This is a genomic window from Fulvitalea axinellae, assembly GCF_036492835.1.
Taxonomy (GTDB): Bacteria; Bacteroidota; Bacteroidia; order Cytophagales; family Cyclobacteriaceae; genus Fulvitalea; species Fulvitalea axinellae.
Window position 1 is genome coordinate 2,363,612 of sequence record NZ_AP025314.1, and the last position, 15,796, is coordinate 2,379,407.

The following is a 15,796-nucleotide window of genomic DNA, read 5'->3' on the forward strand; positions in this document are numbered from 1 at the left end:
GACTAAAAAAAAGTCGCCAGGAGCAATCTTCTGGCGACTTTAATTCTAGTGTTTGGATTTTATTAGAAAGGTTTCCTCTGTAATTATGGATATCCGCTAATATTACTTGATCTGTTTTTTCCCTTTCGTCTTTTTGCTCCGATACAAAGGGTCTCCTTTAGGGATTGTTCTTGAGTTTCGCATCAGACGTGCCATCTCTTTGACTATTTCAGGGTGTCTTGCGGAAATATCTTTTGTTTCCGCAGGGTCTGTTGTCAAATTATAAAGTTCGATAGAGGCATTAGGGTTCTTCTGCAATCCAATTCTAACGGCTTTCCATTCTCCTTTTCTTACAGCTTGTTTTCCACCTTTTCCAAAGAACTCCCAATATAAATGGTCATGCTCTTTTTGTCTTTTCCTTTTTCCCCTAAGTGTGGGTAAGAATGAGATTCCGTCAATTTTTGCAGGTGTTTTAGCCTTGGCTATTTCGGTAAGTGTGGGCAATAGGTCCCAAAAGGCACTGATATGATCTGATTCGCTTCCCTTTTTTACAACTCCGGGCCAACGGACAATAAAAGGAACGCGGATCCCCCCTTCGTATAAATCACGTTTTATTCCACGAAAAGGGCCGGAGCTATTGAAGAATTCAGCTTTTCTGCCACCGGCACTATGAGGTCCGTTATCGCTGGAAAACATTATTATTGTGTTTTTGTCCAGTCCTTCTTTTTTTAATGTTTTAAGTATTTCTCCTATTTCCCAATCAAGTCGGGCTATCATTCCGGCAGTGGTTGCGTTAGGGTCTTCGCATGTTCCGTAATGTCTTGCTGAGAATGGTTTTTCGGAGAATTTCCCTTTATAATCTGTTTTGAATTTTTCCGGTGCATAGAGCTGGGCATGGGGAAGGGCGGAGGCATAGAAAAGAAAGAAGGGTTTGTTTTTGCGCTCCTTTTCAATAAACGAAACGGCGTCCTCTACAAATAAATCATGGCTGTAAGTGTCTCCCTCCCAAGTATTGTTTCCGCCGTTTCCAGGGAATTCGATTTTCACACTGTCTCGATGAAGGAATTTTGGGAAATAGGAATGAGCTTGCGCATGGTCTAAGTATCCGAAAAAGTGGTCGAATCCTTTCTTGTTTACTTGTCCAGGCGTAGTTGAGCAACCAGTACTTGCCTTCCCTATCATAGCAGTATCATAGCCGGCGTCTTTCAAGAATTTCGCAACCGTAATATCATAAGGATCGTGACGTAATTGATGCTTGCCGTTCGCTCTTATGAAGGCGTGTCCGGTATGAAGACCGGTCATTAAGGTACCTCTAGAGGGTGCGCAAACAGTGCTTCCGGCATAGTGTTGCGTGAACATCATGCCTTCTTCAGCAAGCTTGTCTATGTTGGGAGTTTTAATCGTCTTTTGTCCGTAACAACCGACATCTCCATAACCCAAGTCATCGGCGAGGATATAGATTATATTTGGGCGTGTTGGTTTTTCCTTCGTTTTTTTTGTCGCAAAGACAGATGTGGCGCTCAGTAAAAGGCAACCACAGTTAAGAATGATTTTTTTAGCGTTCATAGTTATTCAAAAAGTGTTCGTTTTAAATAATAGGCATACGGATATAGGCCGTTAATGAAATGCTTGTCGAATAATGTAATATTAATAAAGAACGAAGCTTCTGATGACGAAAAAAGTTTCAACAAGCGACAAATTTGTAGCAAGTAAGAGGGCGTTAAGCTAAAAAGACATTCTTTATAAAGCAGGCAAAGAAATAGTGTTTAATATAATTAAACGAATGCGTTGTGGTATTATATAGATCTTTCTTGTTTTGATTCTTACAAATGTTCGATTCCAAGTGTAAGAATAGGCTTCAAAACATTCAAAACACATTTTTTCAAATATTATTATTTCGTAGCGGGCTTATTTAATGATTCATATTCGTCAATGATATAACGTACATGTAAACCTTGACCTAGTAGCCTGGGGTCTTTTGATTTTATGATAACGGGATAATTTTCAACCACTTCGCTACAACGTTCCAAAACCTCTAATTCTAAACGTTTCATTGCCTCTTTAGTATAAAAAGTTAAATGGGGGAAAAGCAACACATTATCCATTTTGAAAAGCTTTTGTAATGGGTGTTTAGTTTGACTCAAGGGTTCAGAGCTAAAAACATCTAGACCTGCTCCTGCGATTTTGTTTGATTCAAGTGCGTCTAACAGGGCTGTCTCATCGACTATTGCTCCTCGGGCAGAGTTAATTAACTGAACTTTCGCTCTCCCTGCATTTGGGAGAGCGATTCTTAATGAATATATTTCAGGCCGACCGCAAGGCGTCAAGTTCTTCCATGGCAGCCTTTATCATCTTCAAATACAATTTTGATTTTATCGCAAAGTGATTCAGCTTCTCCTTAACCTTCAGTTTTTCCAGTTTTATGTAGGCGATCATGGAAGCGAAGATGTGGTTCAATTGGGTAATCTCCATCTTTGTGGGAGACTTGCCTAACATCGTGTTTTGCTTGAGCGACTTATGGAACTCCTCGACTTTCCACCGTTTTTGGTAGATCGCTACGATATCCTCGAAAGCCATGTTCTCCCCGTTGGTAACCAGCCATTGTTCCGCGGTCGACCGGTCCCTGTTTGTAAAGACTTGTTTGGCGAGCGTGACAGGAAAATCAACTCCCTTGACCCACACCCGCTTCACTTGACCGCTTTCAATAGGCGCATCCGAAACGTGAATGAATTTGCCCTCGTTTTTGTCCTTTTCGCTCATTGCTATATTCCTGTTGCTCTTCAGCGGGCAAACGAAAACCTTCTTGAGCTTGTAATGAATATACTTCAGCGTATCGCTGGCGGTGAACCACGTATCGAAAAGAATGTACCTGAAAACCAGTTTGTTCAGAAAGTTTAGACGGTGTAAAACTTCCAGTACCATCTCATTTTTCGTTTTCTCGCTTTTACGCTTTTCCTTCCCGTTCTTGTCTATGTATTTCACCGTCTTGTGGACGATCTCATAAGCGACCGGACAGTTAACCGTTTGTCCTTCCACGGTATTGCTCAGAAGAAAGTTAAGGGAGTTGATCCCTTTGACCGCTTTGCCTACAGTATGGTCGAAATGATAAGCTACGATGTCGTTTTCCGAGGAATGAGGCTTGTGGACAATGCAATCGTCGATACTCAAAACCGCCTCTTCGCCCTCAATACTCCTGGCGAAAGACTTCACCTCTTTCCAAAAAGCCTTTTGGTCCATGTCCGGTTGCTTGAGGAGGTCGCTGAAATAATCATGGGGAATCTGATTGTCCAAAGATGCTGAGAGCCCTGTTGAGGTGGCTTGCCCTCGACTGGCAATAAGATAATCCGTGTATAATTCAAATCCGTCTCTCCTTTTCATTTTTCAAAAATCGGTCACTTATCATATAATTTCCAAAATTGCAATAGGAAAGGCGAGCGAAAGGTCAGTTAATTAAAAAAGAAGTGGATTTCATTATCCCCAATTCTCGATTGCCAATAAGGTGGAAAGTCTCTTCGTTTAATACCGCATGAATGGAAACGAAGTCAGATACGGAAAGAAGTTCGTGTTGAGTTTCGATTTTTCTTATTCCAACTTCCGATAACTCTTCTTCGTTTTTGTGTGGATCGAAGCCCAGTACCTTCATGCGAAATCCGAATCTGGCCATCCGAGCCATACTTTTACCAATTCTTCCACAGCCGACTATCCCGATAGTTTTCTCGGCAAGGTCAGAGCCTATCCATGCCCGTTCTGGCCAAGCCCATCCTTTAATGCGCATCTGTCCTTGGATTGCGGGTAAGCGTTTTGCTAATGCGATCATCATCGAGAATGCTCCTTCGGCCACAGTCTCTTCCGCATATTCTGGGATATTCACAACTGTGACTCCTTGGGATTTGGCTGCGGGAATGTCAATTGCGTCTATACCAACGCCGTATTTAATGATGGCTCGTAAACGTTTTGCGGCACGAATAACCTTTTCGGTAATAGGGGTATAACACATTAATAAAATATCTGCGTCAGCTATTTCTCGGCAAAGGTCGGATTCGGAAATCCCATCAGGCAAAAGCACTAAATGATGTCCTTGCTTGCGTAAAGTTTGATCTACTAACGGAGTTTCCAACTCTTTGTCGGTTCGGATTATTTTCATGAAGGCAATTTTAGCCTTTCCCTTTCTTTTTTTAATGTCCGAAAGTTTAAGAAAATAATAAATCAACTGCGAAGTCAAGTTGCGGAAATTAGATTATTCGTTTACGTATTGGTTTATACTAGTGAAAATAAAACGAGTGGTTTTCGAAAAAATTAGCCGGAGCGTTGATAAAAGACTCCGACATAACAGATTTTTTATTTAAAAACCTTGGTTCTTTGACAATTTCTGTGGTGCTCTATATCCCAGAAACTAATACCCTAATTCTCATATGCTCAAAATTCGGTATCCCGAATGAGATTCGTTTGTAGTACCGAATCATGTTATTCAAGCCTTCGGTCATTGCGTTAGTCACTCCGGTTTGAGTGAAAGCCCATATCTGAGTGCGCCAGCGACAAAGGGTCTTAACAAATCTGTTGAACCCTTTTTGGTTCACGTCCCGTGCTTTTTCGATCCATTGGTCCAATCGTTTCTCGTCGGATACCTTGGTTTCTGAAAAGTCCATGATCTCCAAAAATTCGTTCCGTAGGTCATAGGCGTCTTTCAATAAGGCGGAATCCCGGAACGCCCGACCCAAAGATTCCCGTTGCCGGGAACAACAATGGTCAGGACGTTTAAAAAGGGCCCATTTTATATTCTTGAAACAGTCCGTGTCTTTGTGTTCTTTTCGCAACTTTTTCCTGATTCCGTCTAATGAATCGTTCAGGGATTTGACGACATGAAAATAATCGATGACTACCGCAGCGTTGGGAAAACAAGCCTCGCACACATCAATGTAGGGCCTCCATATATCGCAGGCGACAACCTCTATCCTCCGCATGAATCCGTTGCCAAGAGACTGGAAATGAGACCTAATCGTTTCTTTTTTCCGGTCTTTGAGAATGTCGAGGTGAATGCCCCGTTCCAAGTCCGTAAGCACGCAAACATAGTCTTTCTTCCCTTTTCGGTGCGCCAATTCGTCAATGCCCAATTTTCTGACGCGGGCGTACCTGCCAAGCAAATCGACGGCTTTGTTTGCGTGCCGAAAATATATTCTCTCCACCGTCTTATGGCAAGCGTTGACCAAAGCGGCGACCTCGCTGAACGATTGTTTGGCGCAAAGTTCGAAGATCCATTTTGATTGCCTGTCGGTATGGGATTTTCCGGACGAGGCCCATTCAGGCCTGTGAAGAAAGTATCTCCCGCAACCTTCACAAACAAACTGGGGAACCCGGACGTGAAGCCAAACCTCTTTTCCGCTGATGCTCAAGTCTTGGTATTTATGCAGACTGTATTGGTTGATTGTTTCTCTTTTCTTAAGACAAACGGGACACTTGGACGCCTTCACGGTAATTTGGCAGTGAATACCTATCTTCTTTGGACCGTGCACTACAGATTCCACCTTCAGATAAGGTAGGTGCAGAATTGACCCGTAAAATTCTTCTTCCGTCATTTTGCAAAGAGACTACTTTCCACAGAAATTGTCAAAGCACCAAAACCTTAAGGGGAATAAGGGCATAGATTCCAAATAGACAACATAAAGCGAAACCAAAATAGCGTTCATGGCGACATTGTTTCTTTTCTGTTAAAAAAAACAGTATAGCAAAAAACAAATTTACCCAGATACTAGACCAAGCGAATTTTTTAAAGTGGAAATTAACAAAGTCACTGCCTTCTTTTTTCGAAGACAATACAAATGGAAAAATATAAGATTTCAATTTGCCGGGATTTTTATCTTCCCATTTGTCCAATCGTATTGAATAACTGTTTTCAAGGCTGTAATCCTGCTTAATGGCGTAAGCTTTTATCTCATTGTTGTTAATAACTCTAACAAGATGATAAAGAGGGTTTCCGTTAATTGATATATCATCTGTTTTTGGGTTTATAGGGTCTATAGGTAATCTTTCCCATTTGTAAGTAGGAGCAGAAAGGTGAAAAACCTTACCGTTTGAGTCTAATATTGTAGCGAAAAACCGCTTGCTGGAATGTTCCGTAACAACCAGCCGGGCTATTTCGCTCATGTTGTCCGCTTTTTTTATATGTCTGCAAAAAGCTTTTCCTTTTCTCATCCAAATACGAAACAATTCACCTTTCTGGTCTAAAACGAAGTACCCCCAATCGTAGGGCTTTCTGGCAGAAGGATTACCAACAATCATGTCGGCAGGGAAAGTAAAGCCTGATTTTTTTAGTGTCTGTGTGAACTGCTCACTCTTTTTTTCATTTATAGTATTGCTTTGACAATCTATAAACTCCATTTTTTTGCCTATTCTAAACACATCGTTGGGCATAGTGAGTTTTCCCCGTTTCAATACCGTTTCGAAAAGGGGATAGAGTTTGATTTCGGGCCTGTCGTAATCTTTGGCTTTTAATCGGGTCATGTATGTTTTCGCCTTGAAAAGGCTTGGAGTCATGGCGATGCCCTGAACGCTGTCGGGCATTTTTCCCTGAGCGTATAGTTGCCGATAATAGAATAGAGGAAGAAGAGAGTCCGCTTGTTTGATTGAAAATTCATTTCCTTTTTTGTCGACTATACCGGGCCCCTTACGGTTAAAGAAATAATAATCTTGTTTAATAGCACTGTATACGGGATAGGGGGGGCGAATATTTTCTTTGAAGAGTAGATTGAAGAAATAAGGGAGATACCACGCTAATACTATGATAGCGAGCGAAACCAATGCGTACTTGCCTATTTTGCCGTTCATGATTGTATGCCTTTTTTGAATCTTGCGCCCGAATAAATGATTGTGGGTAATAAAAGGATGCTTCCGCCTAATAAAAGAGGAAATGAAGGGGTATAATTTGCTAAACCGGAGTAGATATAGTGGAAATAAATAAAACCGAAAGTCATGGCCATCAGAGGGCCTCTAATCTTCCACTGGGGTTCTATAACAGCTCCCGCAGTTGCCAAATAAAGAGACCAACCCGATAAGTTCCAAGGAAGGGCGGTAAGTAGGAATGCGACCGTAATTTCGGAAGAGAAATAGGTGTTGGAGATAAACGTTAAAAATAAGGTGTTTAATAATGAAATAATAAAAATGATAATGCTTCCTATCAATATATGGTTAAACAGAATTGTTAAAGGTTTTCCCGGTAAGTGCATAGAAAGTTTAATTCTCTTGTGCTGGGCTTCGGGGAACATTTGAAACAACCCTAAGGCCAAACCAAAGGCGATAGGGAAAAATCGGTATATGCTGAAGAACGCATAATTTTGGTGTAATATGGCGTCCCAGACCGGAACAGCGCCATTATTTCTGACCGTGTACGCAAGCTCGATTCCTGTATAGCCAGTTATGGCCAAACCGATAGTAAGTCCGGTTAGGGCTATCCATCGTAGTTTGACCCATTCCTTATAAAATATATATCTTATCATGATAGTAAATCCTTTAGGGCTTTTTCGACTAATACTTTCCTGTTAAGCCTATAAATGCGTCTTCCAGAGTCAAGTTCTTCTCAATGATTTTATCGGTTGCGAAACCTTGGTTCTTGATATAAGATTCTACCGTTGAGTGATTTTCGAATGAAAACACTCGAATTAAATCCCCCGATCTTTCGGCGTTTTGGATAGGCCCTCCTGTTGGGAGATCTCCATTTTTGTTTATATCGGTAAAACTATACTCTTTGAATTTGTCCAATAATTCTCTGACAGGAGTTTGGACAAGAACCCGGTTATAATCCATTATCAGGCAATCATCTATCAACCGTTCCATATCTTGGATAATATGGGAGGTGGTGAAGATGGTTTTGTTTTCTGCTTTGGCATATTCTTGTAGATATTCGATGAATAATCGGCGATATCCGGGGTCTAGCCCCATAGAAAAATCGTCGAGAACCATAAATTCGGGGTCTTGGGCCAAGATGAGACCTAGCGCTACTTGTGACCTTTGCCCGCAAGACATGGTGCTTATCTTTTGTTTCGGTCCCACTTTTAATTTCGACATTAATTCGAAATAAGGCTCAGGTTTCCAATTCGGATAAAATTGTGAATAGAATGTTTCGATTTGGTGGATATTCATAAAGTCATATTGGATATGACCTTCAATTAGAAAACCTATACGTGCTTTGGTTGCGGGACTAATCGAGTGGGAATGTTCTCCAAACACTTTGCATTCGCCACTGGTAGGGCGGAGGTAACCTGTGAGGATATTGATTGTGGTTGTCTTTCCTGTTCCGTTTTTTCCAAGCAAGCCCAAAATTTTCCCTTTTTCAATAGTGAAATTCAGGTTTTCGTAAATCAAACGTTCCCCGTAATGGTGAGTGAGGTTTTTGCATTCTAAGATGGGATCCATAAAATTATAGGTGGGAATGTCTGGCCCTAAACCCATTCCTTGAACTGTCAAGAGAACCCTTTTAAGAAGGGGTTTCGGACCAGATACGGTTCTTAAAAACTTCCGAGCATAAAATATAGCGGTATTATTATGCCAGCGAGTGTCCAATAGAGGCCTCGTTTGGTAATGCCGTTTTTACCTTTTACTATAAATAAACCAGTAATGGAAACGATGATCAGGATACCTGAAAACGTATCGGACAACCAAATCCAGTGGTCAGGTCTGTTATAGTGGAGGCTGTTAATCTGATTGAAAATCGGGCGTTTTCGGACTATTTCGAAATGAGCCTTCTTTTTATGGCGATCTATGACGATCATTCCACCTTTAACGAAGGCTTTGATTTTATGACCTTGCGCAATGTGTTTTCTGTATTTCAGACCAAGTCCGGTGTTTTCAAGCCATATTTTGAAATCCTTTTTTGAAATCCGATTTCCTTTTAATTTGAAAGGGTATTCGTGTGTTTCGTGAATATAGCTAGGATCCCAGTCATCAATATGGTTTAGGGCAATTCCTGAAAGGGCGTATATAAAGGTAAAACCGAAAATCAGATAACCCGCATCGCGATGAATGATCCGGAACCATTTCCGGATCGATTTCGCTGTTTGTTTACTGATCATCGCTTACTGTGTATTCCAATCCGTCAATGTAGTAAACTGATTTGTAGCCTTTGCCATTAGCCTTAATTTCGGCTCTGATTTTGTCTATTGGGCTATTTCCCGAATCACAGGAGGCCTCGTCAGCCTTCTTTAAAGCTTCTTTTCTCTTTTTGGTCTGTTTTGATTTGGCTTTTTCCAATTGGGCTTCCCAACGGGCGAGGTACGCTTCGTCGATACGCATTTCTTTTACCGTTCCTTTCACTACGAGTTCTTCACCGATCAAATCCCCACCGAAAGCTTTGATTTTACCTTTGGCCATTACCCGCACTTTCGTTTTAGGGTTTTCCCCGACTAGAAAAGCTTTCTTTCCAGAGTGTTTGCATACGTGCTGAACATTTCCTTTGAAGAAAATATCCTGACCAACCAGTTTTTCAAAATTTGAAGGAAGGCTGTCAACAGGGTATACTGCAGTCTTAGTTTCGGTCGTAGCTGTGATTACGGACGTCTTGGAAGCTTGTTCTTTGGTTTCGGAGTTGTTTTTTTCGGAACAACAAGCCATGAATCCGATCAAGGCTAAGAGGGGGATGTATATCGCTTTTTTCATATTATATTAATTTTGACTAATTAAAAATAGATAAGCGAATCTAGCCTTCTTTTTAGAGAGTTAATATGAGTAAAGTCATTGTATCGGTTATAATTTATAAATGAAGGATGTTTTGAATGAATTTCAGCAGATGGATTGTGTTATTTACTTTCCGTTTTCTCTTTAGCGATCCCAAAACGGAAAGAAGCTCCTAATGTCCAGCTATTTCCTCCTTTAAGATCACTAGAGAATCGTTGTTCGGTGGATGCGTAAGTGGTTAGGTAGGCGTCAATTTTATTCCAAAAATCAAGGCGAAAGTCCACTGCTGCTTTAGCCCGAATCCCAGAGGCTGTTCTGTACTGATGAAGAGGGAGGAGCACTTCCTCATAGACAACATTTTTGGCGCTTGAACGGTATTCGATTTCTTTGATCGGGCTGAAGAAATACTCTCCGGTAAGGGATAAGATCGTTTTTGATGTGGATGGCCCCAAGCTTCTTCCCGCTCCGATTTTAATGCTAATAGGCGTTTCTTTTTGGTCAAGATTCGCTACTCGATCTTTTTTTGTTTCGATATGCCCTTTGAGACCGAGATTATAAAATTTATAGGTTTTTGAGTTGGTTTTAGCGTAAAACCACTCGCTGTCAAAGGCCATAAGTGTGGATTGAAAGTTTTCCCCTCCAAGTTTAGGCTGATTGTCAGCTCCTGTGCGATAAAGGATATTGCTTTTTAAAATATTGGTTACCCCTGCTTTCCTTTTGATCGAAAAATATTCTAGATGTTGAGTCTTGGCGATATAGGTACCGATTAATTGATCATCAATTTCTTTTCCGTCGATTGGTCTGGTCCTGTAAATAAACCGTTCTTTTTGATGGGTATAAGTGTACTTTAAAGAATGGGTTGTACCTTTATTGGTTTCAAGTCTTGTGTTAAGACCATAATTATTTCTAAAGGATTTTCGCCGGGAGTTATTGTGTAGGTTTACCCTATAATAACCGTTCCCTTGAAATGTGTAGATATTGTATTCAGTTGCTCCGAAACTGTCGTGTTCTTCGTTGCTATTATCAATGTCGGTTACTTCGCTAGTGGCTCCATAGCCGTAAAAAAGTCCGATGAGAATATTTTTTTTTAGTGAATAGTCGAAGAATCCCTCATGGTAAACGTCATATGAGTCTATCTTGCCACGCGGGTCATTGCCTCGGCTATCGCCTCTGTATGCGTATTCCGGACGGATACCGGCTGAGAGCGAAGAAGTTATTTCGTAAGCAACGGCGGCTTTTATATTGTACATTTCATTGTCCCAGTTTCCGGCTTTTATATTACCGAAATAAAACGGGGATCCATTCTGGGGCATAGTGGCGTTTAGCCAAGCTATACTGTCGGCATATACGCGGCGATAACGCACATCGCCGTATAAGTTGAATTTTCCGATTTTTTTAAATCCCAAAGAAGAAAAACTGTATTGGGTCTGCGATTCCGGTTTTTGGATATTAAAGTTCTCAATGTTTTGCCTTTCCCAGTTAAATGTCGTCATGCCCAAACGTTGATACGGAGTAAGGCGTAACATTGCGTTGTTATTCTGTAGTGCGGGGATTATAAACTCTCTTTCTTGAAAACTGGCGAATACAAGACTGTCTCGCTTAGTTTTTTTATTCGCTTTGACGGTTGAAGCAAGAATAAAGCAACACAGAATAGTCAGAATATAACGCATGGCGGGTTAAATGAAAGGCTAGTAAAGTGCAGAGGCCGGACAACTCGCTTATGCGGTTTGTCCGGCGCTCATTGATCATGGATAATCGATTGCTAGAATTATTGAGCGAAACCTCTCGGGTTCGCTATATCGAGTGTGGTGAAATCTTCGCTGGAATTATTAGTGTCTTGCAAAATTTTGCGACCCGCAAATTCTTTGGCGGTTTTTCGAATGATTGATTGGGAAGAAAATGCGCCTTTTGGTGCATAAGAATACCCGGCATCTTGATGGTCGTGAATCCTTGCGTTATAAATTTTTGAAGGGCTAAACTGGAGCTGAACGGCATCGATGACCAAATTATTAGGAATCTGGTAATTGAATTTTGTCCTCTCGTTGACTTCTTTTACGCTTGGATCTGGGTATTTCTTCCAAGAGTCCTCGATCTTTTCACTTGTTTTGAAAATCACGTAAGCCTCTTTTCCTTGCGGGTTAAGAACGAGGTCTCGGTTGGGGTTAAGGAGGGCATCGACATTTGGCACATTTGGAGCGTCAAGGTCCGAAACATAGTCGTCGTTCATAAACACTTCGAAATCGGCGCCGCTCAAGTCAACAGTAAGAGCCGGGTTTTTAACCGTTACTTGGTTTCCGTTTTTATCGGTGAAAGGAGCTTTGTGATTTAAACCGTTTTGAGCTAAAATAATACTCTCGCCTGGTTGGATAGGGTATTGTTTTCCGGTACCTGGGATTCGGAAAAGAGCTTTGGCATAAACATACTCCGTATTGGCTTCATCATTGGCAGGGCTCATGTTTAGTGACTTGCTCCAGTCGAACTGACCGTTTGGCAAAGTATAATCTTTGACCGATGAACTGGTACGACCGTTGATTTGCGCAATATGCAAGCTGTCCGCGTAAATCACTTCTGTTGAGTTGTTGTAAATTTCGATAAACTGATCGCGGAAAAGAGCGCCTTCCTGTATATCCGAACCTGTATAATAGATTTGCTTTATCAGTAGGTTACCCACTTTTCCAGTGACAAGGACCAAGTTCAATGAAGTAGGGGAAGTGACATTTACAGAGACATTGCCTTGGTTTACGTTAAAAACAACATCGTCTTCAACCTTTTGCGCAGCGAAATTCAGAAATTGTTCTGGGGTCATGGTCAATTTGGCGGAGAAAGAATACTCGCCCGGTGTGAGCCCCATGAATTTTGCAGTGCCGGTCTCGTCAGTCGTTACTTTTAATTCGGTTTGGTTCGCTGTGTTTGTCGCTATTACCTCAAGGTTCTTAACGACTTGATTCTCGAAAGTTTCACTATGCTTTACTGTCACGCTGAAATCGACAGGTACCACTGGGTCACTGTCATCGGAGTCACAGGCAAAAAACGGTATGGCAAGAAACGCCATTATCAGTGCTTTGTGAAATTGTTGGATTTTCATCTCTATTATAGGTTTTAATTTAGTGTGTTGTCTTTAGAAAGTGTAATTTATTTCGGCACCATAGAATGGTGTTTGATTCAATTGTTCCTCATACTCTTTTCCTGAAAAGTCTGTGTACTTGTACCTTGGTCTAAGGTTAAGTAAGTTGTTGATTCTGAAGCTTAAAGATAGGTTTCGGTTTACCTCTTTCTTGATACGCAAATGAAGGTTGCCATATACAAAGGGTAACTTATCTGTGGATGCTTCGGAAAATACTCTCTTTAAATAAGAGTATTCGGGGTTGTCTACTTCATCTTTAGGAATAGGTATATACTCGAACGAGTCAGTATAATATCCGAGTGGGGTACCGTCCCATGCTGAGTTGTAAGTATTGTTCATCAGAAACAACTCTGTGCGCAAATTCACAGAAAGCCCTAACTGGGGAAAGTGGTGATTTGTGACTATTTGCCCACCCAGTTTTTCATATTGGGTATTTGGCTTATCGTAATATGCGTACTGTATAGGCTTGTCATAATGTTCTTCTGGCACCAATCCAATTTCGCCATGGTCATTGAAAGTGTTGCTTTTTATATATTGGAAGTTTGCGGTAAAAGAGGTGTGCAGTTCCGGGATCTTGGGCGATCGATAATAGAGTTCTATGCCGTAGTTATTGGAATGGCGACCGTTAGTGGCTTCCCGATATTGTAATGCATGAATCTTGGTTTTTCCAGACTCCTGATATATTGGCTTTTGTCCTTCAGGTGTATCTGCAATTTCGTACACAGGTAATTCGTAGGCTACGTATTTTTTTAAGCGTTGGAATCCGTTATCTACCCTTTTTCTGAATGCGGTGATATGGAGGTTTCCAAAGGACGAATTATACTCCATTGTTAATTCCATATTTGTAGCGCGCTGTACTTTCAAGTTTTTAGGGCGTGCCTCAAATACTTTAGTATGGACCAAAAACAGATTCTCATCTGGATCATTTGGATAGTATTTAAGAAGAGGAATGTCAAAATATAAGGGGCCGGGATACAACATCTCCGATGAAGGAGCCTTGGAAGACATGCCAAACGCAGTTTTAAGTTTGATTCGTTTTGTTACTTGGATGTTGAATGTGGTACGGGGAGAGAAAGTAGCCCAATTATTTTGCGCGTCTATTCTCAACCCTGCGTACAGGGTCCATTTTCTACTGCCTAAACGACCGCTCATGGCGTCTTGGATATATGCTCCAAAGTTTTTCTGGGCAGGAGCGTCTTTAAAATCGTAAGGTCGTTCTTGCCCATATCGGTCGAAGACAAAACGAGGCCTGCGCAGGTCGTAAACACGGCCATCACCATAATTTTTTGAGAAGCGATATTCCAGGCCCGCGCCCAATAGGTGATCTATTGACCCAGTTTTAAAGCTTTTTTTTATTTTTAATGCTGTCGTTGTAGTTACTGGGTTTCCTTCTATTGATCTAAAACTAAGATAGTTGCCGGGGATGAACTCTCCTTCAAAAGTTCCTGACTCTAATGCCGTGGATATGGCTTTTACTCCACTGTTCAAATACTGTTGGTCGTAACTGGATTGTTTTTCGTAACTGAGAGAAAAGGAACCCGATATTTTATCCACCCAATTATTTGAGGGTAAGTACGCCAATTCTTCATGAATCCGGATTTGGGTTTGTTCAAACTTGGACTTTCTATCATCACCTTGATCCGGATCTAATTTCGTTTGGTCCAAGTTTCGGCCAATCGTAACCTTCAAATCATTTCGCAGTTGTTTGTCAGCAAGGAAGCTAACCCATCTGAGCGATCCGGTTAACCGGTTGAAGGACTTAATTTTGTTTCTTTTATTTGGAACCGAGTTTAAATATGTCAAGCTGGCATTTAACGTACCCCATTTTCCTGGTAATAGAAAACCTTTGCCTAGAGCGGCTGAGGTGTTTCCGTAAGCCATACTAAAGCGACCTCTGAAAGGTGTTTTGCCTGTTTTTGTCTTAATGATTACTGCGCCATCAGTCAAATTGCCATATTCCGCGGTGGGTACGCCCTGAATTACTTGGACACTTTCAATGTCATCAAGAGGGAACTGTCTTAAGTCAAAACCATTGCTCGGATTGTCTCCGTTTCCTCTATCTGAATAAAAAGATCCGCTGGGATGGGACAAAGGCCCCGCTCCAGGTATTCCGGGGTTTCTGGATTGCATGTTCACATCATTGGATAACTGCATGCCATCCACAAAGAACCCTATGCCAAAAGCGTTATTCTGAAGATCGGTTTCGCTTTCCGAAGCTGTGCGGAGGTTAAAGGTTTTCAAACTCTGAAACTCCGGATTAAGAATCTTCCCACCGGGCAATGTCTGGAATATTTCGGTGAGGCTGTTTCCCTGCATTTGGGAGATGGCTTGTTCTTTTATTTCAATTACCGAGGAGGAATTATTGTCGCTGAGACGGGTAGCCGTAGTCGTGATTTCTTTTAGGCGAAGATTTTCCTCTTCCAAAGCGAATATAATATTGCCTTTCCATGGGCCAACAATCAGCGTATCAAGCGCCCGCATACCAACATAAGAGAGAGAAAGTTTGAAAGTGTCTGTTTGTATATGGTTGGGGATCGCTATTTGGAACTTGCCTTGTTCGTCGCTTATAAGTCCTTTGTTGATTGGGCGGATCATCACATTGGCATAAGGCAACGGTTTGCCACTTGCCTTGGAGATAACCTTGCCAGCCAAGATATCTGTATATTGTGCGTTGACTTTTTGGATAGCACAAAACGAAGAAAGTAAAAATATAAAGCAACCTATAGTTGCCTTGCGTAATATCCAAATCATATAGAATCATTATTGATAAGGCAAATCTATGTATTTTATTTTTATTTGTTCTAAATAAACCGAAAAGATTTTCTTCAAAGAAATCTTTGATTGGGATGGTTTGGGAGTGGTCTGGATGGTATTTGTTACGTTATATGATATTTTTGGAAGTCCATAGATGAAATCTATATAATGTATTTAGACTTTTTAAAAATAAGGTCACTATATTTGCCATTCGTTTTTATTTTAACTCAAATTATAATATTTCCTATATTAGGGAGTGTTTGCGAGCATGGGGAA

13 protein-coding genes are annotated in these 15,796 nt (G+C 41.2%); all 13 read right to left on the minus strand.

Annotated elements, in window-relative coordinates:
- Window positions 1–102: 102 nt before the first annotated feature.
- The 13 genes from AABK39_RS09170 to AABK39_RS09230 all read right to left on the minus strand — a co-directional run bounded on the left by AABK39_RS09170 (window position 103) and on the right by AABK39_RS09230 (window position 15,517).
- On the minus strand, window positions 103–1,545 hold the full coding sequence (locus AABK39_RS09170) for an arylsulfatase (RefSeq protein WP_338394631.1): 1,443 nt from the start codon (window positions 1,543–1,545) through the stop codon (window positions 103–105).
- A 326-nt stretch (window positions 1,546–1,871) separates the two neighbouring features.
- Complete coding sequence (locus AABK39_RS09175) at window positions 1,872–2,306, minus strand: NAD(P)-dependent oxidoreductase (RefSeq protein WP_338394632.1); 435 nt, start codon at window positions 2,304–2,306, stop codon at window positions 1,872–1,874.
- Window positions 2,284–3,357, minus strand: a complete 1,074-nt coding sequence (locus AABK39_RS09180) for an IS701 family transposase (RefSeq protein ID WP_338392425.1) — start codon at window positions 3,355–3,357, stop codon at window positions 2,284–2,286. Before AABK39_RS09180 ends, AABK39_RS09175 begins: the two co-directional genes overlap by 23 nt.
- Window positions 3,358–3,421: 64 nt before the next feature.
- Window positions 3,422–4,123, minus strand: a complete 702-nt coding sequence (locus AABK39_RS09185) for an NAD(P)-dependent oxidoreductase (RefSeq protein WP_338394633.1) — start codon at window positions 4,121–4,123, stop codon at window positions 3,422–3,424.
- 235 nt (window positions 4,124–4,358) lie between these two features.
- Window positions 4,359–5,552 (minus strand): ISL3 family transposase, encoded by a 1,194-nt coding sequence (locus AABK39_RS09190; RefSeq protein ID WP_338394634.1) that lies wholly within the window; start codon window positions 5,550–5,552, stop codon window positions 4,359–4,361.
- Between the two features lie 31 nt (window positions 5,553–5,583).
- A complete protein-coding gene (locus AABK39_RS09195; RefSeq protein ID WP_338394635.1) occupies window positions 5,584–6,801 on the minus strand; it encodes a DUF4857 domain-containing protein in 1,218 nt (405 codons plus the stop codon).
- Window positions 6,798–7,469, minus strand: coding sequence for a hypothetical protein (locus tag AABK39_RS09200; protein WP_338394636.1), 672 nt, complete (start codon window positions 7,467–7,469; stop codon window positions 6,798–6,800). The genes AABK39_RS09195 and AABK39_RS09200 overlap by 4 nt, the downstream gene beginning before the upstream one ends.
- 28 nt (window positions 7,470–7,497) lie before the next feature.
- Window positions 7,498–8,385 (minus strand): ABC transporter ATP-binding protein, encoded by an 888-nt coding sequence (locus AABK39_RS09205; protein WP_338394637.1) that lies wholly within the window; start codon window positions 8,383–8,385, stop codon window positions 7,498–7,500.
- A 92-nt stretch (window positions 8,386–8,477) separates the two neighbouring features.
- Complete coding sequence (locus AABK39_RS09210; protein ID WP_338394638.1) at window positions 8,478–9,041, minus strand: PepSY-associated TM helix domain-containing protein; 564 nt, start codon at window positions 9,039–9,041, stop codon at window positions 8,478–8,480.
- Window positions 9,031–9,624 carry a hypothetical protein gene (locus AABK39_RS09215; protein ID WP_338394639.1) on the minus strand — a complete coding sequence of 198 codons (594 nt, stop codon included), beginning with the start codon at window positions 9,622–9,624 and terminating at the stop codon, window positions 9,031–9,033. Before AABK39_RS09215 ends, AABK39_RS09210 begins: the two co-directional genes overlap by 11 nt.
- A gap of 140 nt (window positions 9,625–9,764) precedes the next feature.
- Window positions 9,765–11,312 carry a DUF6850 family outer membrane beta-barrel protein gene (locus AABK39_RS09220; protein ID WP_338394640.1) on the minus strand — a complete coding sequence of 516 codons (1,548 nt, stop codon included), beginning with the start codon at window positions 11,310–11,312 and terminating at the stop codon, window positions 9,765–9,767.
- A gap of 98 nt (window positions 11,313–11,410) precedes the next feature.
- A complete protein-coding gene (locus tag AABK39_RS09225; protein ID WP_338394641.1) occupies window positions 11,411–12,727 on the minus strand; it encodes a DUF4876 domain-containing protein in 1,317 nt (438 codons plus the stop codon).
- Between the two features lie 33 nt (window positions 12,728–12,760).
- Window positions 12,761–15,517: a TonB-dependent receptor gene (locus tag AABK39_RS09230; RefSeq protein ID WP_338394642.1), complete on the minus strand. Its 2,757-nt coding sequence runs from the start codon at window positions 15,515–15,517 to the stop codon at window positions 12,761–12,763.
- Window positions 15,518–15,796: the final 279 nt, after the last annotated feature.